The sequence below is a fragment of the Vibrio genomosp. F10 str. 9ZD137 genome (assembly GCF_049974785.1).
Taxonomy (GTDB): domain Bacteria; phylum Pseudomonadota; class Gammaproteobacteria; order Enterobacterales; family Vibrionaceae; genus Vibrio.
In genome coordinates this window covers 1-20,543 of record NZ_JBNGCJ010000169.1, presented here as the reverse complement: position 1 = coordinate 20,543, position 20,543 = coordinate 1, and the positions used below count along the sequence as shown (strand labels likewise).

The window sequence follows — 20,543 nt, the reverse complement described above, 5'->3', positions numbered from 1 at the left end:
GGTATAAACCTCCTCTCCCGTTGAACAGGCGGCACTCCAAACACTGATGGGGTTAGGGTGGTGTGCAGAGATCAATAGTTCTCTTAGCGCATCAAACTGATACGCTTCTCTAAAAAATGAAGTCTCGTGTGTGGTCATCTTATCAATGAACGACAAAAATTCACCATTCTCACTTCGGTCAGTTAGGGTGATCAGGTATTCTTCAAAACTCTGGCATTGACGATAAGTGAGTCGGGACTGAAGTCGATTCTCTACAATGCCACGTTTACTGTTTGGGAGATAAATGCCAGTATACGATTCGACTAGATTTTGAATATATGTAAATTGGCTATCCGTCAATATCTTCGTCATGGCAATCATTCTCTGCACAGATACGAGGATTTTTGATGCTGAACTATCTCACTATTAATGGCGGAACTGTCCAATAGTTCTGGCATATCGAGTATTGGACAAATCAAATTGTTCACACGAATCATTTGCTGGATATAGCGCTCAGGTATATGAGTTCCAAAGGCGGGCGTATTGGTTTCCATCATATCGGTAACCGCTTCGATTGATCGCACCCTATTGACGATTAAACCTAACGTGGCGATCTCGCCAGTTATGTTATCAGCATTCTCATACAACACGATGCAGCTGTATTTGTCGTAATCTTGAGATTGAGATAACCCTAGCCGAATCGCAGCATCGATTACCGGTACTACACTCCCTCTTATATTAGTAACACCAACAATGATATTTGAGCACATAGGCACCATTGTGATCTTACCAAGCTCTATAACTTCTTTAACAAAGTAAATCGGAATAGAGAAAACTTCTTCTCCGATGTCGACAAAAAGCTGCCCTTTGTTACTGTTTTTATCCATCTTCGGTTCAGCTTGTTCCATCAAAGTGATTCCTTACTCAGTGTCATAGAAGAATCATGATCGGTAATTGACTTATTCAGCCACTGTCCTTGCTCTTGACTCAGCAAGTTATCCACATCCAAAACCGTCAGTAATCGATTGTCTAACTTGGCTAGCCCTTTAAGCAGCGGGTTCGTTAAGCTTCCTGCTAAATCAGGGATGGCTTCTAACTCACGACTATCAATTTCCATCACTTGAGTCACTAAATCGACCTTGTTTCCAACAATATACTTGACCCCCTGATGTTCTATCTCGGTAACGACCACACATGTTTTAGGACCTATGCTTAATGCTTCTTTACCTAAACACTGTGACAACTCAACAATGGGCAGTAATTGACCTCGTAAGTTCATCGCGCCATTTATGTAGTTAGGGGCACCAGAGATCGGCTCAACCAGTGGATACTCCATGATTTCCTTGATCTTCGAAATGGGATAAGCGAATAAGCCGGAACCCACCTTAAACTCTAAATATTGATCACGATGAGGAGTTTCAAATGTGTCTTTACTCACGGCACTCTCCTAATCTTTGAACGGTACATACCCAGCTTCATAGCTATCTGACGATGCGATATGTCTATCTACATCGCTGTTTCTTCCGATATTTTTGTCCCTATATTGATAAGGTGAGTTATCGTCTCGCGTCAACTTGAAGAAACCAACGGTTCTTCTTATTTCACTGGTTTTCTCTTGTACCATGACGGCCGTTGATGCTAACTCTTCTGACGCTGACGCATTTTTTTGTGCGATGTCGTCAAGCTGAGAAACGGTACGATTAATTTCTGCCACACTGGTACTTTGCTCTGTTGATGCAGCAGTGATTTCTTGAACAAGATCCGCCGTTTTTTGAATGTTTGGCACCATGCGGTTAAGCATGTCACCTGCATGCTGGGCAACTTTGACGCTACTGTCAGCAAGGGTACTGATTTCCTGAGCCGCTACCTGGCTTCGTTCCGCAAGTTTACGGACCTCATCGGCAACTACTGCGAAGCCTTTACCATGCTCTCCTGCTCTAGCGGCTTCAATCGCTGCATTTAGCGCCAGTAGATTAGTTTTGTAGGCGATATCTTCAATAATTCCAATTTTTTGGGCAATCTCTGTCATCGCATCAACCGTATCATTTACTGCCTGACCGCCTTCATAAGCTTCGGAGCTAGATTGTGTAGCAATACCATTCGTGACTTTTGAGTTTTCAGTGTTCATAGAAATAGAAGAACTCATTTGGTCTAACGAGGCACTCGTTTCTTCTACGCTTCCGGCTAGCTGGCTTGAAGTGGAACTCAGAAGTTGTGAGGTGGTGGTCACTTCATTGGTACTGTGTGCAATGGATTCCACTGAACGTTGAATATCCAGTAAAATATTTTGTAATTTATCGATGAACCCATTAAAGCTCTGTGCAGTATTTCCCACTTCATCAGAGCCAAAATCAGGAATTCTTCGAGTCAAATCCCCTTCTCCAGAACGCAAATCTTCCGCCGCCTGAGCCAGGGCCTTAATAGGAATAACGATCCCCTTAATAAGAAATAGAGCGATGAAAAACGCCAATATCACCGCGAGAACGAGTAAGCCCCAAACGAGAGAGATACTCTCTTTTGCTGAGTTAATCAGGTCTTTAAGAGATTTTGTCCCTTGTTCAGTTGCATTAAGACTGATTTCATCAAGAATAGTCTCTAGCTTTCTAAACACCTCATGTTCTAGTTTGTCTATTTGGACCGCCGCTTCGAGTTTGTCTCTCGGATTATAGGTGTCAAATATGTTCTTCCCACCTTCGTACAACTCTAAATACATCTGTTCAACTTTGCTTAAACTTTGAATCTCGTTGGGTTTACGCTCTAAGGGCTTAATTTGAGAGAGAAAATCAGCAAAGGTGCGGGCCTCCTTTTCAAAGGCAGTGACAGCGCCTATCTCCCCTCGCATGTAATCATTCAAAGCAGACATCATATCGCCCAATTCATCGATCAACTCAAGATAGTAACGAACGCCGGGAAGGTCATCGTTTAATACCTCTTGAAAGTCACCCGATCTTCCAGCATCTTCCACTTCTTCTTCTTTTAATGTGTCGAGCAAACGCTCTAGTGGTTCTGCAAACTCTTTAATTAAATAGTGGTACTGTTTAACTGCTTTACTCTCAAGCGTGGGATCAAATCTTTGAAAGACTAACGTTTCCATATCGTCATAGTAGCGATGGGACCAATCATCCAATTGTGTCATGAGCACAGGATCAACTGAATTGAGCTTTTTGAGCCTTTCAAAATAGGTAACAAACTCATTGTAATTCGATATAAAGTCTTCTTTTTCTTCGGCTTCACCCGTTATAAACTCCAATACATTCGAATTCATGTCACCCAGTTCTTCGAGCATATTCAATGACAAAATTGCAGTGGGTATGTCCATTTGTCCAACGCTATAAGCATAAGACTCAATCGTTCGATTTTTTGCTTGGACTGAGATTGCAATGACCAAAAGCAGCAAACCCATAGTGCACATGGCGATGATGATTTTGTTCCGTATTGACAGCATTCCTATCATGTCTTTCTCCTCACCAGAGCTTAAAAAATAACAACCTATTTACTGGTCACTCATTTCTCAAGCGCTGTGAACTTTCAGTTTCACTACGATTCAGAACTGTCTGAATCAGTGCTAGTACATCCAAGATAATGGCAACATCGCCACTCCCTAATATTGTTGCGCCACTGACGCCTTTAAGTCCTTCGAAAATGGGGCCTAATGGCTTCACCACCGTTTGATATTCACCACTTAATGTGTCAACAATCAAACCCGCTCTAAAAGAACCAAACTGAACAACAATTAATGCTTCTTGCTCAAAAGAGCAGTGAGATTTAACACCGAACCATTCACTCAGTCGCATGATTGGTAATGTTGAATCTCGCAGATCCACAAATTTTTTATGACGAATCGCTTCCTCTGACGTAATTTCGTTGAGTTCTAAACATTCAATAACATTGTCGAGTGGAATAACATAATTACCGCCCGACACCTGAAACATAAACCCGTCTATGATTGACAGTGTTAAAGGAAGCCTAATGATGAATCGAGAACCAACACCTGCTTCGCTTTCTAACTCGATGGTGCCTCGTAGTGATTCAATGTTTTGCTTAACGACATCCATGCCGACACCACGACCAGAAAGGTCACTGACTTCACTTTTCGTAGAGAAGCCAGGTTCAAAAATAAGCCTTTGTAGTTCTTGAGCATTCAGTTCGTTAATCGAATCAATAAGACCTTTTTGAAGTGCAATAGACGCGATGTTTTTATCGTTCAACCCTTGCCCATCATCTGACACCTCGATCACTATTGAGCCGGAATCATGGAAGGCATTTAATCGAATCACTCCTTTGCGAGACTTACCTAGAGCTTCTCTCTCATCACAGGATTCAATACCATGGTCAATCGCATTTCGAATAAGATGAGTCAGAGGGTCACTGAGCTTCTCGACGAAGGTTTTATCGAGTTCCGTTTCCGCGCCAGTAATGATGAGTTCAACGTCTTTTCCAAGATCCGAAGCGCTGTCGCGAATAATTCGCTTGTATTTTTTGAACGTATCACCGATTTGCACCATTCTCAGCTGTAACGAACTGTCTCGAATATTTTCAACCAATCGCTCGAGTTGAGCCATTGCTTCAATCAGCATTTCATTGCCCGTTTCATGAGCGAGTAGATTCGTTCTTGCCCCGGTTATTACCATTTCTCCCACTAAGTCAATAAGCTGATCCAGTTTAGCGGCCTCTACTCTTAAGGTTTTTGCTACGCTGATATTGGGCCGCTGCTTCTTGACTGCCGCCATGATGACTTCTGAAGGGACATTTTGGCGTTGAGTCAAGATGCTACCGAGTAACGGAGCCGGTTGATGAGAAGTTTTGTGGTTATGCTGGATGTTAAGGCTATCGTTGAGTTGTTCTTGGGTTAAAGCGTCGACTTCCACTAAAATTTCACCCAACTTCTTAGATGACTCAGGCAATTTATTGATCAAGTCAATATACGAATCAACTTGACTGTCTGGTGGAATAATAATTAAGTCAGCATCATTAAGGATAAATTCAAATGCATCTAGAATAGCGCGACGCGTTGTTGAGGCTTGAAACCGAATTTCAAAACCTAAATAACACTTGCTAGGCTGATACTCTTTGCCTGTATCCAAATCCTCGTCAATGAGATGAACAGACACCAATTCACCCTGAGTCGATAAGTAGCGAATAAAAGAGATGGGATCTAAGCCATCTTGAAAAACGTTAGGTTGCGGGCGAAACGAAATGTGCCAAATGCCATTCATTTCAGAATTATCTGCAGAATCGCTATCTGTGATATCGGCTTTTTCTGATACAGGACGCTGCTCGGAGATGAATGACTTAGGTAGATAATCGGCTATTTTTTTAGCGAGACGGTTTGATTTTACGGCAAGTTCATCAGATTGACCGACACCTATACTTGCAATATGGATTTTTATCACATCGGTTGATTCGATCACCAATGCCATGATTTGAGCATCGATATCAAGGGATTGACTTCTTAATCGTTCAAGCAATGATTCGAGCAGGTGGCTAAAGTTGACCAATTCATCAAGACCAAACAACCCCGCACTGCCTTTAATCGTATGCACACCACGAAATACTTCGTGCAACCAATCAATATTGCGCCATTGCGTTGCATTTTCGTTATCTAATAAGAGCTGTTCAATATCGTTGATGAGCTCTTCAGCTTCTGCAATGAAGGTAATAAGTGCCTTGTTAACATCAATACTCATAGGCACTACTTACGCTTTCTTGCCCGATGAGCAACCTTTGGTTTTGAACATTAAGCGTTCTAACATACTCTAAAACAACGTGACCTGAACGGCATAGAGGAGGTATCGAATTGACCTCTTGTGAGTACTTAGAGAACCAAATTAACAACTGAAAACCAGCGGTATCTAACTCTTCAACTTGTGAGGCATCCAATTGTATGAGTTCATTAGTTTCAATGAGATCAAGCAGGTCTTGGTGAACCTCATTCACCTCATAAATCGTTAACTCTTGGGGTAGTAAATAAACTTTTATGTCCATCCATCACCTCTTTACACTGACAATAATTTCGAGACGGCTTGTAACATTTGGTCCGGCTTAAAGGGTTTCACCATCCAAGCCTTTGCACCTGCTTTTCGACTTTCCTCTTTGAGATATTCTTGGTTTTCGGTGGTTAGCATGATAATTGGCGTGAATTTATACTTATCCAACGTTTTAACTTGCTTAACGAAGTCTATTCCATTCATGTTTGGCATATTGACATCGCTAATAATCAGATGTACCCGCACGCCATCAAGCTTATTCAGCCCATCCACTCCGTCTTTCGCTTCCAAAACATCAAAGCCAGCGCCCTCTAATGCAATACTCACGACTTGTCGAAGCGATTCGGAATCATCAACAATCAGTATTTTTTTCTTCATCCTTTGATGTCTCCTTTCAAAAATAGGTCACGCCTTCATCAGATTCATTACGACTTATCTCTTTCGCAATAGCTAATTCGGTCCGATCGATGATTCTATTGAGTTGATTATTCAGTAAGGTTTCATCCCATCCCTGCCCTTCATCATCAATGGCTTGTAGTTCCTCTACGATTAGGGCCAACAACTCCATGACACCTGCTTGCCTCTGTAGGTTCCTGTCTCCGTGCTGAAGAAGTTCCATGAGTTCACTGTAGGCTACGTTCATCTCTTTTTCTAATTTCTGCTTCTCGTGTCCTGCTGTCTCGTCACTACTTTGAGCAGCCAAACACAAGTCAATCTCGTTCCTTTTTTTCACCAATTGGCTTAATGTAACGAATCGTAACGTTATTTGATTTATCGATTGATGAGCATCTTTGTAAGAGATTTCCAGCTGCTTATTGAGCTTGGGGAGAAAATGACTATGCATTGAGTGGACAATGGTTTGGTGAGATGTATGAGATGATGATTGGGGCTGTCGTTGATTAAACCAGGCTGTAAAAAAACTGATAATCAAAGTAGCAATTAACGTTTTCCAGCTCAGATCAAATATCAACGCGAGCGTAAAGAATACGCCGAACACCACTTTAATGTTAATCCGAACATTGCCCACTCAATCCGTCCCTTTTATTTACAATCTAGTAAATAGCCTAGTTCAGTTTTGACGGTTTGCAGTGAAATGGTGAGATAAAATTGGAAAAAGGCTTAATCATTCGTTTTGATTAAGCCTTTTTGTTTTAGGTCATAAGGTTAGTTGTTGCTTCAAAGAGAGGTTTACGCAAATTCCGCTTCAAATTCTTTCATCAGCTCTACTAGCGCTTGAACACCTTCTATAGGCATGGCGTTATAAAGAGACGCCCTCATACCACCCACCGCTCTGTGACCTTTAAGAGCGACTAAACCACGCTTTTCAGCACGTTCTAGAAATACTTCATCCAATTCAGGTTTGCTTAACTGAAAAGGTACATTCATTAATGACCGATTCTCAGGATGTACGTTGTTTTTATAAAAACTTGATTCATCAATACAGCGGTACAACAACGCCGCCTTTTCGCGGTTAACACTCTCAAGTGCTTTAACCCCACCTTGTTGTTTTAACCACTTAAAGACGAGCCCTGATAAATACCATGCAAAAGTTGGCGGTGTGTTAAACATCGACTCTTTTTCTGCCAGTACTTTATAGTTCAAAATGCTAGGCAATACATCGGTTGCCAAGTCTAAGAGGTCATTGCGAACAATCACGATACATAGGCCAGCTGGGCCAATGTTTTTTTGAGCACCGGCGTAAATCACACCATATTTTGAAACATCAATCTCACGCGACAGTATCGTTGATGACATATCTGCGACGATGGGTTTATCCGTTACGGGTAAATCATTGATTTCTATGCCATCAATAGTTTCGTTAGGGCAGAAGTGAACATACGCTGCATCAGCATGGATCTGCCACTCTTTCGCGTCCACAACCGCGACTTTATCGTCTCGCACCGTTTTCGCAACAAAGACATCAGGTTCGCAATATTTTTTCGCTTCCGCAATGGCACTTTCTGCCCAGTATCCGGCATCAATATAAGTGGCGGTTGATTGGCTGCCCAATAAGTTCATAGGGATTGCAGCAAACTGAGCACGCGCTCCACCTTGGCAAAACAGAACTTTATAATTAGACGGTATGGATAAAAGATCTCGCAAATCTTGCTCGGCATCTTCAGCCACTTTAATAAAGGGTTTGCTGCGATGGCTGATTTCCATCACTGACGTGCCTAAGTTATTCCAATTGATGAACTCAGCTTGAGCTTGAGCCATCACGGCTTTAGGTAAAGCGGCTGGGCCAGCACTAAAATTAAAAATGTTATCCGTGTTGGGCTGCATGAGTGTCCTTGCTCCTAATTTCAAAATGCTTTGTAGATACTAACTGTGATTAATAGCACGTTTTTTTAAGGATAAAAAGTGACAAAAGAGCTCTTTCAAGCTCTTTTGTTATTCTAGTACTCGTTATCGACTCATTTATTGCATTAACATTGGCAGTAATAGCGACATTAAAGGAATTTCCTGCCCACTTTCAAAGACCACATTGGCCTCTTTAAGTTCTGCTGTAATCTGATAACCCTGTTCGGTTTGTTGAATAATTTCCATCACGACGGCTTCATCGATCCCTTGCTTAATGAATGGAAAATCCATAACCAGTTGGTTAGAAAAATAGGTGCTGATATTCCCCGTTAGAGCGGGTAATATTTTACTCGGATCCTGTGAAACTTGGTCGGTACCCTGTGGCACCGAGAGCTTCCACATAGACTCAAATTCACCTTCGCCTACTTTCAAGGACATCTTATTCATTGCTAAATAAAAACCTTGGGAGAAAAGAGATTCAACATAAGGAATCGCCTCTGCTATGTCTTCTTCTGTCATTATTGGATTACTTTGATAAAGAGACATTAATCGTTCAAAAGCGACGCTATCAATGTCACCCATCGAAAAGTCGAGGCTAAAATCATCGACTGAACCGTCTGGTGTAAATAGGCTGCCCATCTTCACCTTATGATTACTGGTCAATCGATTTTGTTCATTATTAAGCTCAGACGTAAACTGATACTGACCTTTCTCTATTTCAAAGGATGTCTGCATGGCAGTGGAATCGGAAATCGTAAACTTCTCAATCGACATCGATTGATTGCCTAACCAAAATCCACTTTCATTTTTGCCCTCGCCTTGACCTACGACATCCGTCAATATCAACTTTTCACCCGTTGAAAAGTCCAGCTCGATTGAAGGCATATTCAGTTGGTAAGCAAGTTGTCCCAGCACTGTAATGTTACCGGTGATGGTAGAAGGAGATACCGAGATGGCCAATTCATCTACACCTTGAGTTCGGTAATACCAGTTTGCCAAATTCACCGTATAATCAGTATTCCCGTTTAACTGAGTAACGGTATTCACCGTCAACGGAAATTCGCTCCCTTCGAGTGACGAATGCGCATCTAAACTGAGTAAGCCATGTTTGACCACACTATTAACAACCACCTCTGTCGGCAGACCATCGGCTTCAAACTGAGCGATCATGTCAACATCATTCAGCGCATATCGAGTTTGAACGGTTGAATTTAAATAGCCACGATCATAATCGATGATTTCTGCGCTAACCAAGTCATTACTTAAATGCGTAACCCCATCAGTAATAACCCTTTGGCCTATTTGACCAACAGCAAGTGGCCAGCACAATGCAACTAGCACAGCACCACTAATCGCGCCGATTTTTTTTAATTGTTTCATAGATTGTTGGGGTTCCATTAGTTATTTGGGCCGTTTTTTATACATTAGAAATGTTTGAGTTAAATCAGAGTATTGCTTTTATTTTTGTTAAGAGCAAATTTCTAAAACCTAGCTCTCAAACCGATAGATTGATAATTGATACAGTTTTCATAGTTCCGTTTACCTGTGAGAAATTCGTGAATTCATTTGCGCTCTTGTATCTTGATAACAACCCTATCAGCGTAGAACAACTACGTACTGAGCTTAGCCACTTTGCGACACGATTCGATATCCATGCAGTAGATAGCATTGAAGACGCTCACTGCACCTTAGAGTTTTGTAAGCAGCAAGAGCAAACGGTCGCGCTTGTCATCGCTAGCCACCATTCTGAATTTAATGGCGCTGAATTTTTAATTCAACTGGATAAATCTGCCCATACCAAAAGCGCACGAAAAATTCTCTTAAGTTGCGGGCAAGACATTCAGGCGATTTTGTCTGCGGTTAATGAAGGTCGTTTGGATCACTGTTTAACCAAACCGCTGCAAGACAACTTAGTCTATAAAACCGTCAAAAAAGAACTCACGACTTTTGTCATCGAACAAGATACCGATAACCTCCTTTCCTATAGCCTTATTTTAGATCAGCAACACTTACTTCGCGCGCATATCGACGCGAAGATGAAAAGCTACCAAGAAGGTTTTATTTCAGATCACCACAGGCTATCCGATGCCGAACTGGCAGAACAGGTGATCTCAGCTTTAGAACTGTTCTTTCTTCAAGAAGACGATAGTCATGCCTGTCGGACCTATTCCGCGGATCACCTCTTAACCAAAGAAGGAGAGGAAAATCGCTTCTTATGGTTTATCACTGAAGGGAAAGTTGCACTGTATAAAAAAGATGAGCTCGGCCAACAGCGAGAAGTGGTTCGTCATGATAAGGGGAATATTGTTGGGGGTATGTCATTTGTCACGGGTGAGTTGTCCTTTTCCACCGCAATTACCCTCACCAGAACAAAGGTTATCAAGTTGGATCGCGATATTTTCACCAAGGTGATGCATTCCAACACACATCTATTACCACTGTTTACCAACTTATTACTTCGCCACTTCAACCGCCGCTTACAACGAAGTATTAACACAAAACTTGAACTGCAAAAAACCTTAGAATCACTCGAAACTGCGCACCAGCAACTGATCGAAAAAGAGAAAATGGCCATGTTAGGTCAACTCGTTGCTGGGGTGGCCCATGAACTCAATAACCCTATTGCAGCGATTTTGCGAGGGACAGAAACACTGACGAGTAAGCTTGATCAATTACTGGAACTTGGTTCAAAAAATCTGTCTAATGAGCTAACGACGCCGAACGAGAAAGGCAAGACTATTTTGGACCAAGCGTTGATATCAACACCCACCTCGACGTCTGAAGATCGTGCCAAATCTAAGCTTTTAGATAATGAGATCAAGCACCGCTTACTGGCAAAAAAATTGGTTAAGCTCCGTTTAGAAAATGATCAGGAACTCGTCTCTCTCGCCAAACATAACCCTGAGCATGCGCTTGAGCTAGTGAATCAATACGACCTTTACCACTTAACCGGCACGACACTTCGCTCTATTGGAGTTTGTGCACATAGAATTGCAGACATGGTCAAAAGTCTTAAAGGATACGCCCGACCTGATGATGAATGTTTCCATTCGGCGAACATCTATGAAGGGATTGAAGATACGTTGGTGATCTTTGAAAATAAGCTAAAACACCATACGGTTGTCAAAGAGTATTGCGAGCTCCCGAAACTTTATTGTCAGCCGATTGCTTTACAGCAAGTCTGGACAAATCTCATATCCAATGCCATTGACGCTCTCCCAATACCTGGAGAACTCAAAATTCACACATCAATCGAATCAATCGAAGATCAACACTGGGTTGTTATTTGTTTTGAAGATAACGGGACGGGTATTACCCCTGAGCTACAAGAACAAATTTTTACTTTAAATTTTACCACCAAGAAAGAAGGCAATTTTGGACTGGGTATTGGATTATCTGTTTGCCACCAGATAATCAATCAACACAATGGCAGAATTGAGGTTGAATCCGTTCCAAATGAATTTACTCGAATGGCGGTCTGGCTTCCTATTCACTGCACCCTACACAGAGACAAGGAGTAACCATGAATAAATATCTCATTCTATGTGTTGATGATGAACGCGATGTTTTAGACAGCGTCATTCAAGATTTAGACTGTTTTGAGGAGCACTTTATCGTTGAAGCGGCAGAGTCCGTCGCGGAAGCGAAGCACATTCTGTCAGACTGTGCTTCGGAACAGACGACACTCGCGCTGATACTTTGCGACCACATTATGCCAGAACAAACCGGCATTAGTTTTTTGATTGAACTGAATAGTGATGATCAAACCAGTGCCAGTAAAAAAGTGTTGCTGACAGGCCAAGCAGGGCTCGATGACACGGTGGAAGCCGTTAATCACTCTAGCCTTGATTACTTTGTTGCGAAACCATGGAGTGGAGACGAACTGAGAAAAGTGCTTATCGCTCAACTCACTGCATTTATGATAGAGAATGAACCTGAACTAATGCCATGGGCCTCGGTTTTAGATACAGAGAAAATCTTCAATGCTATCGCTAAGAATCGTATTAGCTTTGGAGAATAGTGCGTTTTTAGGCACTTAAATTGCTTAGTTTTTGGTTAAACGACAAAAGAATGACATTTTTTGTTAGTGCCATTAAGCAAGGATGCATTATCATGTCGTGATATATCATAGTCATAGCGGTACACTGCTTAGGACAACGGAAATAACTAGAAATAGGTTCATCGTAACTATGCATAAAAAAATCATTGCAACAGCTTTATTGCTCGCATCAGGTCAGGCCTTTTCAGAAACTGACCCTAATAGCCCTTCAGTAATGAGTAACTTCAGTTACGATTATTTTGAAGCTCGTATTGGCGCAAGCCCCGTGACTTTCGGCGCTGCCGTCAGCAAAACCATTCATCCAAACGCCCACTTTATTGGACGTATCGACTCTGAATTTGAAGGCGACTATGACGCTGCTGCTGGTTTTGGATTTCACGCACCAGTCAATAACTGGGCTGACTTTACCGGTGAGATGTTGTTCCGCATGCAAGATTTGGGTAGCACAGATACTGGAATCGAAGTCAACCTGGGTATTCGCCAATGGTTAGGTCCTCAACTTGAGGTCGGTGGTAAAGCAGGTTACGTTTCAATCGACAAAAAAGACGACTGGCTAGGCTCTGCTCACATTCGTTTCCATTCAACAGAGCTTTTTTCTGTGGGAGCAGAGATCCGTATCAATGATGCATACGGCGATCAAGCGATTCTGACCGCAAGATTCAAGTATTAAACCCAATAATATAGTGTCGAACCGCTTATTCTGAGCACTATTTAATAGTGCTCGGTGTTCACGTAGATTACATCGACATTTTCTTCAATATTATCCCCAATAAAAAAGCCGCCCTGGAATACCATGGCGGCTTTCTTTTTAATCGATAGAAAATAACTACTGGCAGCTTTCCAACAATTGACGTTTACGAGGCTCTTGAATTAATTTCCAATGGATACCTTCCACTGCACCTGCAAACTTCCACAACAATTTAACATCAACGTCAGTTCCGTACGCGGTTCTCACTTTAGAAAACACCGCCGAAGCGCCTAATTTCATAAATGTCTCTACGTCTTCGATGCCAGCCTTTTTGACCATGCGTTCTAGTGTCAATTGCATGTTAGGCAAGTCTCTCAGGCGTCGACTCGCAGACGATTTTTGGAACTTACGCTGATCAACAGACAATTTAATCGACTCACTTACGATCTCGTATATAGCGTCACCTTTATCGGCGAAAATTTGAGTTATATCGTAGTAGTTTACTGTTGCTGTCGTTTGCTTTTTCACATGACGGTATTTCTCACAACCAAGTTCATTAAGCCTTGAATCGAGTTGATCTCCACCACGAATGAAAATTCTACCGCTACTGAGTAGAGCAAACATCGCCTCATTTTTAAATAAGCCTATGCCACCAAACATTGAACGTTTCTGAAAAGAACCGAAATCGCCCACATAATCCATAAATAGTTGTTCTGTCATATCCATTGATCCTTCTAATCATGTGTTACCCCGATTATGTGTGATCACCAGATAGCAGCGTTTTAGCGAAATTTTTTGCTCTAAGGCTGATATTATAATTAAATTTGAGTTCGCCTTAGTTAGTAAGGAAATGATAGTTAACGACGAAAAATAAGTCTGTTCAAACTTCACATCATTTCAATAAAAAAGTCGATTTTGTGAGAAGGAAATCACACTTACAGTCTTTTATATTCAACATGACACACATTATTCATACTAACGCTAATGCAGACAGACTCTAATTATGTAAGTTGTTGCTAATCTACTCAGCATTTAGTTACACTGTAAGCCGTATTTCTTTGGTGACTGGCTATGAATCATTTATCTTTTTATTGGCTTCCCGACAATAAGGAGGCTCTCGTTAAAAGTATAGAGAGCGAATTTTCCGAACTTATTGCTCATTCAGTAAGCACTGGCAAAATAACTTTACCCCCTATTCCAGAAGTCGTTTTACGCATTCAGTCCCTTTGTACTCAAGAAACAACGGAGATTATTGATATTGCAGACTGTCTCCTCGAAGACCCTGGGCTTGCTGCCGTAGTGATTCGTGTTGCAAATTCGGTTATTTTTAACCGACGAAACATTACCTGTACCGATCTTTTTACTGCGGTATCTCGTTTGGGTATCTTGCGTGTGCGAGACATCGTCACAGCGCAAGCGATTGAGCAATTAAAGCATACCGTCAGCTTAAGTACGCAATGTAATAAAATTCTAGTGAAGAGCGCAGCAACTTCTAGGGAACTCGCGGCGACCATGGTTATGGTTGCTAAAGCATTTAAAGAAGCTCAGCCCAAAATTTATAATTATGTTGAGGTAGAAAAAGCACTTTTGTCCGGTTTACTTGCTGATATCGGTCTTTTTTGTATGGTTAATGAGTACCATCAGTATCTAGAGAATGGCAACTACCTCGATATAGATATCGCACTGCAAATCTTTGACTCACAATGTGCGGCTTCAAGTCAACTGGTACTATCAAGCTGGGGGTTTGACCAAGATTTCATCAGCGTTTCTAGTAACCTAGATCACACCCCTAATGTAGAAAGTCCACTGAGCTATCTAGACATCGCCCGAATTGCTCACCATACTCTCCTGTTCCGTAGAAAAGATGACGAACTGGATGAGCATTTTGTTGAAATTGATACAACAGGCGCCGATGTGTTGTACAAATTAACCAACCTAAGCGATTTTGACTTTAACAATCAGATAAGCGAAGTCATTGTAGCAAGTGGTCTGTAGCCTTAACACCGCATAGCATTTAACGATACATTCGCTATACAACCGAGTCACAACAGGATTTTTAATGTTCTCAGGGATGATCTTTATCTTTGCCCCACTGGTGGTGGGGTATCTAATTTCGATATCGAAAGAAAACACCTTACACCTATTAAATAAAATGACTTCGTACCTTATCTACGTCATTTTATTCTTAATGGGGCTGAGCTTAGCTGCTCTTGATAATCTAGGCGAAAACCTACAGCTCATCATCAAGTTCACCGCGACGTTTTTTCTATGCATTGGTTTTTGTAATCTAGCCACATTACCCATTATCGACCGGCTATTTCCAATTAATGCCAGTAACACTTCTTCAAATCTACCGCTGGCTCTTATGGCTCTCGAATCAGCCAAGTTGATCCTGGTGGTTGGCGGTGGACTCATTATAGGTTTGTTGGGTGCAATGAGTCTTGATTGGGTTGATACCGCAAGTGAATGGATACTATTTTTATTACTCTTTTTTATTGGTATTCAGCTTAGAAACAGCGGTCTAACCCTGAGACAAATCCTCATCAATAAACAAGGGATGCTCATCGCACTCATCATTGTGATCAGCTCGCTCATTGGCGGTGTGTTATCAGCGTTTATTTTGGATATCGATGTTTACAAAGGATTAGCCATGGCTTCAGGATTTGGTTGGTACTCTTTGGCCGGCATTCTCATGGGCGACGCATTCGGCCCCGTCTACGGTGGTGCATCGTTTATGCTAGAACTATTAAGAGAGCTGGTTGCATTGATAATGATCCCAGTATTAATCAGAGCAAAACCTTGTACTGCCATTGGTTATGCTGGTGCAACGGCGATGGATTTTACGTTACCTGTTATTCAAGCCACGGGTGGTGTAAAGTGTGTGCCTATCGCCATCGTTAGCGGATTTATTCTTAGCTTACTGGTTCCAATACTCATGCTGTTCTTTGTGTCATTAGCTGCGTAAAATCAAACTGATAACTCATCATGCCAACTAACGGCAACGATAAAGAAAGCCCAATAAGAACAAAAAGTGTGTAAAAAAGGACGTATTATGAAACACATAGTGATTGCTGCATTATTAACTCTTTCATCAAGCTCTGTCTTTGCTAACAACACCCAGTGTTTAAGCGACAAGTATGATGCCTATATCGATGCCTCTCTAGCTTGGTACCAAGACCTTTCAGATCTCACTTCTGAACGCTACCCTGAACTAGAGGAAGCAAGTCAATGGTTCTTAGAAGGGCGAAAAAACCATTTTGAGCTCAACCGAGCTGCTGTACATTATTATTTAGACAATGATGCGGCTAAACTTTCAACGGCACAGTCTATCGAAAGCTGGCTTCAGCTTGATCAAGCTGACATTAAAGCACTTACACAGCGAGATGATGCATTAGGCGAAGCCGCTCAGCTTACATTTGCCGACCGTCAGAGTGAACCTCATGAGAAAAACTATCAACTTCGTTCCGCTTTCGCTGACCTATTAAGTCATCCAAAGCAAATTGATAATGTTTTACAGAAATACAATCGTTCTATAGCAAAACTTGAAGAAATGGATTGTAAATAGCCTTACTTAGACATCATTCCAGCCATTTTTGATGGAAAAACACGCACTCTAAATTAAGACGGGACATTGGTTTCGTTTTGGTTTAGATTGTGCCGTTCGCAATGTAAACTAGATTAAATAAACGAAGTTGTATGGGATCAGAACAGAAAACTGTTGATGTAAACTTTGATAGTTTACTTCGTATTTTTACTGTGCCAGAAGGGCCAGATTCAACGTTAACGAAAATTGAAGAGGGCCTTTCCAGGAACCTCAACCAATTTTTGCGAGAGCATATCGTTGCCGAAGAGAAACCTTTAAGAGACATCGAAAAGGACTTTTCTAATCCTGCTATTCCTGAACAACCAAAATTCGTTTCCGATCATACTCAGCACTTGCTCGATACGTTAGTCGCGCAATCGGTTCATACTTCTGCACCCAGCTTCATCGGACACATGACATCAGCGCTTCCCTACTTTCTGATGCCTCTGTCGAAAATCATGATCGCGCTTAATCAAAACCTAGTTAAAATTGAAACCTCTAAAGCATTTACCCCTCTTGAGCGTCAAGTGTTGGGTATGCTGCATCGCCTCATATACAACCAAGATGACACTTTTTACTCTCGTTGGATGCACAGTGCGGGGCACTCTCTTGGTGCATTTTGCTCTGGAGGGACTATAGCCAATATTACTGCACTTTGGGTGGCTCGAAATAATGCCTTAAAAGCGCAAGGCGACTTTGAAGGAGTAGAAAAAGAAGGCTTGTTTAACGCAATGAAACACTATGGCTACGAAGGGCTCGCAATACTCGTCTCTGACCGTGGTCATTACTCTCTTAAAAAAGCAGCCGACACACTGGGTGTAGGACGCCAAAGTATCGTTTCAGTAAAAACAGACGAGAATAATCGCTTGTGCACCCGCGATTTAAAAGACAAGTTTGCTCAACTTAAACAACAGAATATTAAGCCTTTCGCGGTCGTCGGTGTTGCAGGCACGACAGAAACAGGCAATGTCGACCCTCTCAAAGCGATTGCCAAAATTTGTCAGCAAGAGCAGTGCCATTTTCACGTTGATGCAGCATGGGGTGGCGCGACGTTAATGTCGAATAATTACCGCCAATTGCTCGACGGGATTGAACTCGCCGATTCAGTGACCATTGATGCTCACAAGCAGCTGTATATTCCTATGGGCGCAGGTATGGTTCTGTTTAAAAGTCCAGATGCGATGCGATCGATTGAACATCACGCGCAGTACATTCTACGAAAAGGCTCGAAAGATTTAGGTACACACACACTTGAGGGATCTCGCTCAGGTATGGCTATGCTGGTTTATGCCAGTATGCATATCATCAGCAGACCAGGGTACGAACTGCTTATCGACCAAAGTATCGAAAAAGCCAAGTATTTTGCCGACCTTATTGATGCTCAGCCTGATTTTCAACTTATTTCAAAACCAGAGCTGTGTCTTCTTACCTATCGCTATGTACCTGAGTTCGTAAAACAGGCATTAGAAATTGCAAATCAAGAACCGGCTAATCATGAGCAGGTAGAGCAGCTTAATTCGCAGCTGAATGAGTTAACTAAGTTCATTCAGAAAAGGCAGCGGGAAACCGGTAAGTCGTTCGTATCTCGAACTCAGTTAAACCCAAAAGAGCTAAATAACCTAGACACTATTGTTTTTCGTGTTGTGTTGGCTAATCCATTAACTACGTATGACATTTTGAACGCCATTCTCTTTGAGCAAAGAGAAATCGCGAAGAAAGCGCCTTTTTTAATGAATGAAATCAAACTATTGGCCGAGCAAATATGTCAAACTGCCTAGTTGCTTGTTTGAAAAGTGAAAATTTCTTTCTACTTAATGTAATTACAGTATCAAAATGAATTGTGTTAAAGCACAAAATTTCAATTTTCGCTCAAATTTCCTTTAAGAATTGAAATTTAGTTTGAGGTTTGTCATATTCTCACCAATTGTCCGCAGGTAAACCTTTTGCTTAGGTTTATACTCGCCCTATGGCGCTGATCTATTATTTTGGTTGTGAACGTTACAATTCGACCTTTAATAGCAAGATGATCAGCGAGTTGTTCTCTAGCCCTCGTGAACACTATGAACACATTAGAAAAAATTCAAAAAAACTTAGAAAATTTTAGCAAATCTGAGCGTAAAGTGGCCGAAGTGATCATGGCTTCCCCGCAAATAGCGATCCACTCTAGTATTGCTACGCTTGCAAAAATGGCGGATGTTAGTGAACCAACCGTTAACCGCTTTTGTCGTCGACTAGACACGAAAGGTTTTCCTGACTTTAAGCTGCATTTAGCTCAAAGCCTCGCTAACGGTACACCTTACGTCAATCGTAACGTCGAAGAAGATGATGGGCCAGATGCTTATACCCATAAGATTTTCGAGTCTACGATGGCTTGCCTTGACGTTGCGAAGAACAGCCTTGATGCGATGCAAATTAATCGCGCGGTTGACCTTTTAACTCAAGCTAAACGCATCTCTTTCTTTGGTTTAGGTGCTTCCTCAGCCGTTGCAAAAGACGCGCAAAACAAGTTTATTCGTTTTAATATCCCGATTACGTGTTTTGAAGATATCGTTATGCAACGTATGAGTTGCATCAATAGCTCAGACAATGACGTGATTGTCCTTATTTCACATACTGGACGTACTAAAAGTCAGGTTGAGATTGCTCACTTAGCCCGTGAGAACGGTGCAACCGTCATCTCAATTACGGCGAAAGACTCTCCTCTTGATAAAGCTAGCTCTCTATCAATTACACTGGATGTACCTGAAGACACTGATGTGTATATGCCAATGGCAAGCCGAGTCGTACAAATGACGGTGATTGATGTGCTCGCAACCGGATTCACGCTTCGTCGTGGGACAGGGTTTAGAGAAAACCTTAAGCGCGTAAAAGACGCGTTAAAAGATTCTCGTTTTGATAAGATGAATCAGTACTAAAATAAACGGAGCTTTCTTTAAGCTCCGTTTTTTCTTTTCTGTGCCCCTCACATTTCTAGAGTAATAAGAAGGTCAGCTAAATTGAGGATTCGATTCAATTAGGTCAGCTTTTCTTCCACAGAATTCGTTAAGATTTCTACCTTACTGGTTCGCTCTGTTTGTTCACCGTGACAATCACCAGAGCAATGGCACACCTGATCCAGTATATAGACCAGGCGTTCTTTCGTTAATGGCAATGGATTTCCTTTAATTGCAACCGACATCAGAGCATCCTCAGCAACCTTATCGAATGAGGTTGAACAAACGCCATAATCACTCAACACAGGCAACTCCAACTTATCAAGCATCATCTGAACCCACAGCACGCCATCTTCTACATGTACGTTGGTTCTCCCGGTGACCAATTGCGCTAGCCTGATATAGCGTTTCAAAACATCTTTTCGACCCGCGTCTTTCGCCGCTTCTATATTCTCTTTCATAACATAAGGAGCAAGACGACTGGTGATCACACTGTGTGGCGCATTCAGTTTGCCCCCCAAAGCCGCAGCAAGCCCATGAGCAGCCCCCAGTTTCGCGTTAGTCATTGCCATGCCACCTAACATCGCAGCAAACGACAGGTCAGCTCTGGCCGAATAATCATCCCTTCGGCACGCCGCGATAACCGAATGAGACAACTTGCGTAACCCTTCCTCACACACCATATCCGTTAACGGATTTGGGTCGCCACAGACATAAGCTTCCATTAAGTGAGTGAACGCATCCATGGCGCCTCGAGCAGAGGTATGGACATCGGTGCCATAGGTAAGGGTCGGGTCAACAATGGCCACATCAGCGAGCATATCGGGGCTGCGTAAACTGACTTTGACTTTATCTTGTCCTGAGCGAAGCACCGCGTTACGGGTGACTTCCGAACCACTGCTCGCCGTAGTAGGGATGGCAATAAAAGGAATAGGCTTGGTTTTCAAAGGGACACTCCGACCGACGACTTCAACGTAATCGTACACATCCCCTTGATTAGGGATGATAGCGG

Annotated in this window: 20 protein-coding genes; 8 read left to right on the top strand and 12 right to left on the bottom strand. The window is 42.1% G+C overall.

The window, feature by feature from the left end; all coding sequences use genetic code 11:
• From ACP45E_RS02215 to ACP45E_RS02170, 10 genes are all read right to left on the bottom strand, one after another.
• On the bottom strand, window positions 1-351 hold a 351-nt coding region (locus ACP45E_RS02215), incomplete at its 3' end, for a CheR family methyltransferase (RefSeq protein ID WP_277815671.1).
• 5 nt (window positions 352-356) lie between these two features.
• Window positions 357-887 carry a chemotaxis protein CheW gene (locus ACP45E_RS02210; RefSeq protein ID WP_017033804.1) on the bottom strand — a complete coding sequence of 177 codons (531 nt, stop codon included), beginning with the start codon at window positions 885-887 and terminating at the stop codon, window positions 357-359.
• Window positions 887-1,417, bottom strand: coding sequence for a chemotaxis protein CheW (locus tag ACP45E_RS02205; protein WP_017033803.1), 531 nt, complete (start codon window positions 1,415-1,417; stop codon window positions 887-889). The genes ACP45E_RS02210 and ACP45E_RS02205 overlap by 1 nt, the downstream gene beginning before the upstream one ends.
• 9 nt (window positions 1,418-1,426) lie before the next feature.
• The gene (locus ACP45E_RS02200; RefSeq protein WP_241824249.1) at window positions 1,427-3,433 is read right to left on the bottom strand and encodes a methyl-accepting chemotaxis protein; all 2,007 of its coding nucleotides are present in this window, start codon (window positions 3,431-3,433) and stop codon (window positions 1,427-1,429) included.
• A 46-nt stretch (window positions 3,434-3,479) separates the two neighbouring features.
• A complete protein-coding gene (locus tag ACP45E_RS02195) occupies window positions 3,480-5,666 on the bottom strand; it encodes a chemotaxis protein CheA (RefSeq protein WP_017039002.1) in 2,187 nt (728 codons plus the stop codon).
• Window positions 5,656-5,964 (bottom strand): STAS domain-containing protein, encoded by a 309-nt coding sequence (locus ACP45E_RS02190; RefSeq protein ID WP_017033800.1) that lies wholly within the window; start codon window positions 5,962-5,964, stop codon window positions 5,656-5,658. The genes ACP45E_RS02195 and ACP45E_RS02190 overlap by 11 nt, the downstream gene beginning before the upstream one ends.
• An 11-nt stretch (window positions 5,965-5,975) precedes the next feature.
• Window positions 5,976-6,344: a response regulator gene (locus tag ACP45E_RS02185; RefSeq protein ID WP_017039003.1), complete on the bottom strand. Its 369-nt coding sequence runs from the start codon at window positions 6,342-6,344 to the stop codon at window positions 5,976-5,978.
• Between the two features lie 16 nt (window positions 6,345-6,360).
• Window positions 6,361-6,993, bottom strand: coding sequence for a hypothetical protein (locus tag ACP45E_RS02180; protein WP_017039004.1), 633 nt, complete (start codon window positions 6,991-6,993; stop codon window positions 6,361-6,363).
• A gap of 161 nt (window positions 6,994-7,154) precedes the next feature.
• Window positions 7,155-8,249, bottom strand: a complete 1,095-nt coding sequence (serC, locus tag ACP45E_RS02175) for a 3-phosphoserine/phosphohydroxythreonine transaminase (protein WP_017039005.1) — start codon at window positions 8,247-8,249, stop codon at window positions 7,155-7,157.
• 135 nt (window positions 8,250-8,384) lie between these two features.
• On the bottom strand, window positions 8,385-9,647 hold the full coding sequence (locus tag ACP45E_RS02170) for a DUF945 family protein (protein ID WP_017039006.1): 1,263 nt from the start codon (window positions 9,645-9,647) through the stop codon (window positions 8,385-8,387).
• A gap of 176 nt (window positions 9,648-9,823) precedes the next feature.
• Here ACP45E_RS02170 and ACP45E_RS02165 point away from each other — a divergent pair, with 176 nt between their 5' ends.
• The 3 genes from ACP45E_RS02165 (at window position 9,824) to ACP45E_RS02155 (ending at window position 12,997) form a co-directional block, all read left to right on the top strand.
• Window positions 9,824-11,788, top strand: coding sequence for an ATP-binding protein (locus ACP45E_RS02165; RefSeq protein ID WP_026026772.1), 1,965 nt, complete (start codon window positions 9,824-9,826; stop codon window positions 11,786-11,788).
• 2 nt (window positions 11,789-11,790) lie between these two features.
• On the top strand, window positions 11,791-12,288 hold the full coding sequence (locus tag ACP45E_RS02160) for a response regulator (RefSeq protein ID WP_017039008.1): 498 nt from the start codon (window positions 11,791-11,793) through the stop codon (window positions 12,286-12,288).
• Between the two features lie 169 nt (window positions 12,289-12,457).
• Window positions 12,458-12,997, top strand: a complete 540-nt coding sequence (locus ACP45E_RS02155) for a hypothetical protein (RefSeq protein WP_017033793.1) — start codon at window positions 12,458-12,460, stop codon at window positions 12,995-12,997.
• 156 nt (window positions 12,998-13,153) lie between these two features.
• On the opposite strand, the gene ACP45E_RS02150 is transcribed toward ACP45E_RS02155, so the two are convergent.
• Complete coding sequence (locus ACP45E_RS02150) at window positions 13,154-13,741, bottom strand: TfoX/Sxy family DNA transformation protein (RefSeq protein ID WP_017033792.1); 588 nt, start codon at window positions 13,739-13,741, stop codon at window positions 13,154-13,156.
• Window positions 13,742-14,086: 345 nt separating this feature from the next.
• Here ACP45E_RS02150 and ACP45E_RS02145 point away from each other — a divergent pair, with 345 nt between their 5' ends.
• The 5 genes from ACP45E_RS02145 to ACP45E_RS02125 all read left to right on the top strand — a co-directional run bounded on the left by ACP45E_RS02145 (window position 14,087) and on the right by ACP45E_RS02125 (window position 19,513).
• Window positions 14,087-15,010 (top strand): HDOD domain-containing protein, encoded by a 924-nt coding sequence (locus ACP45E_RS02145; RefSeq protein ID WP_017039010.1) that lies wholly within the window; start codon window positions 14,087-14,089, stop codon window positions 15,008-15,010.
• A 64-nt stretch (window positions 15,011-15,074) separates the two neighbouring features.
• Entirely contained in the window at window positions 15,075-15,980 is a 906-nt protein-coding gene (locus ACP45E_RS02140; RefSeq protein ID WP_069584651.1) for a lysine exporter LysO family protein, read from the top strand.
• 87 nt (window positions 15,981-16,067) lie between these two features.
• Complete coding sequence (locus tag ACP45E_RS02135) at window positions 16,068-16,580, top strand: hypothetical protein (RefSeq protein WP_017039011.1); 513 nt, start codon at window positions 16,068-16,070, stop codon at window positions 16,578-16,580.
• Window positions 16,581-16,711: 131 nt separating this feature from the next.
• Window positions 16,712-18,376: a pyridoxal-dependent aspartate 1-decarboxylase PanP gene (gene panP / locus ACP45E_RS02130; RefSeq protein ID WP_017039012.1), complete on the top strand. Its 1,665-nt coding sequence runs from the start codon at window positions 16,712-16,714 to the stop codon at window positions 18,374-18,376.
• A 282-nt stretch (window positions 18,377-18,658) separates the two neighbouring features.
• Window positions 18,659-19,513, top strand: a complete 855-nt coding sequence (locus ACP45E_RS02125) for a MurR/RpiR family transcriptional regulator (protein WP_017033787.1) — start codon at window positions 18,659-18,661, stop codon at window positions 19,511-19,513.
• A gap of 98 nt (window positions 19,514-19,611) precedes the next feature.
• Here the strand turns inward: ACP45E_RS02125 and ACP45E_RS02120 are convergent.
• Window positions 19,612-20,543 (bottom strand): iron-containing alcohol dehydrogenase (locus tag ACP45E_RS02120; protein ID WP_069584649.1); only part of this gene is annotated, 932 nt, incomplete at its 5' end.

Excerpts from the sequence above, each read along its gene's own strand:
- ACP45E_RS02145 (WP_017039010.1), top strand. The coding sequence starts at position 14,087 with ATGAATCATTTATCTTTTTATTGGCTTCCCGACAATAAGGAGGCTCTC.
- ACP45E_RS02135 (WP_017039011.1), top strand. The coding sequence starts at position 16,068 with ATGAAACACATAGTGATTGCTGCATTATTAACTCTTTCATCAAGCTCT.
- ACP45E_RS02155 (WP_017033793.1), top strand. The coding sequence starts at position 12,458 with ATGCATAAAAAAATCATTGCAACAGCTTTATTGCTCGCATCAGGTCAG.
- ACP45E_RS02170 (WP_017039006.1), bottom strand. The coding sequence starts at position 9,647 with ATGAAACAATTAAAAAAAATCGGCGCGATTAGTGGTGCTGTGCTAGTT.
- ACP45E_RS02190 (WP_017033800.1), bottom strand. The coding sequence starts at position 5,964 with ATGGACATAAAAGTTTATTTACTACCCCAAGAGTTAACGATTTATGAG.
- ACP45E_RS02140 (WP_069584651.1), top strand. The coding sequence starts at position 15,075 with ATGTTCTCAGGGATGATCTTTATCTTTGCCCCACTGGTGGTGGGGTAT.
- serC (WP_017039005.1), bottom strand. The coding sequence starts at position 8,249 with ATGCAGCCCAACACGGATAACATTTTTAATTTTAGTGCTGGCCCAGCC.
- ACP45E_RS02210 (WP_017033804.1), bottom strand. The coding sequence starts at position 887 with ATGGAACAAGCTGAACCGAAGATGGATAAAAACAGTAACAAAGGGCAG.
- panP (WP_017039012.1), top strand. The coding sequence starts at position 16,712 with ATGGGATCAGAACAGAAAACTGTTGATGTAAACTTTGATAGTTTACTT.
- ACP45E_RS02195 (WP_017039002.1), bottom strand. The coding sequence starts at position 5,666 with ATGAGTATTGATGTTAACAAGGCACTTATTACCTTCATTGCAGAAGCT.
- ACP45E_RS02125 (WP_017033787.1), top strand. The coding sequence starts at position 18,659 with ATGAACACATTAGAAAAAATTCAAAAAAACTTAGAAAATTTTAGCAAA.
- ACP45E_RS02200 (WP_241824249.1), bottom strand. The coding sequence starts at position 3,433 with ATGATAGGAATGCTGTCAATACGGAACAAAATCATCATCGCCATGTGC.
- ACP45E_RS02150 (WP_017033792.1), bottom strand. The coding sequence starts at position 13,741 with ATGGATATGACAGAACAACTATTTATGGATTATGTGGGCGATTTCGGT.
- ACP45E_RS02160 (WP_017039008.1), top strand. The coding sequence starts at position 11,791 with ATGAATAAATATCTCATTCTATGTGTTGATGATGAACGCGATGTTTTA.
- ACP45E_RS02185 (WP_017039003.1), bottom strand. The coding sequence starts at position 6,344 with ATGAAGAAAAAAATACTGATTGTTGATGATTCCGAATCGCTTCGACAA.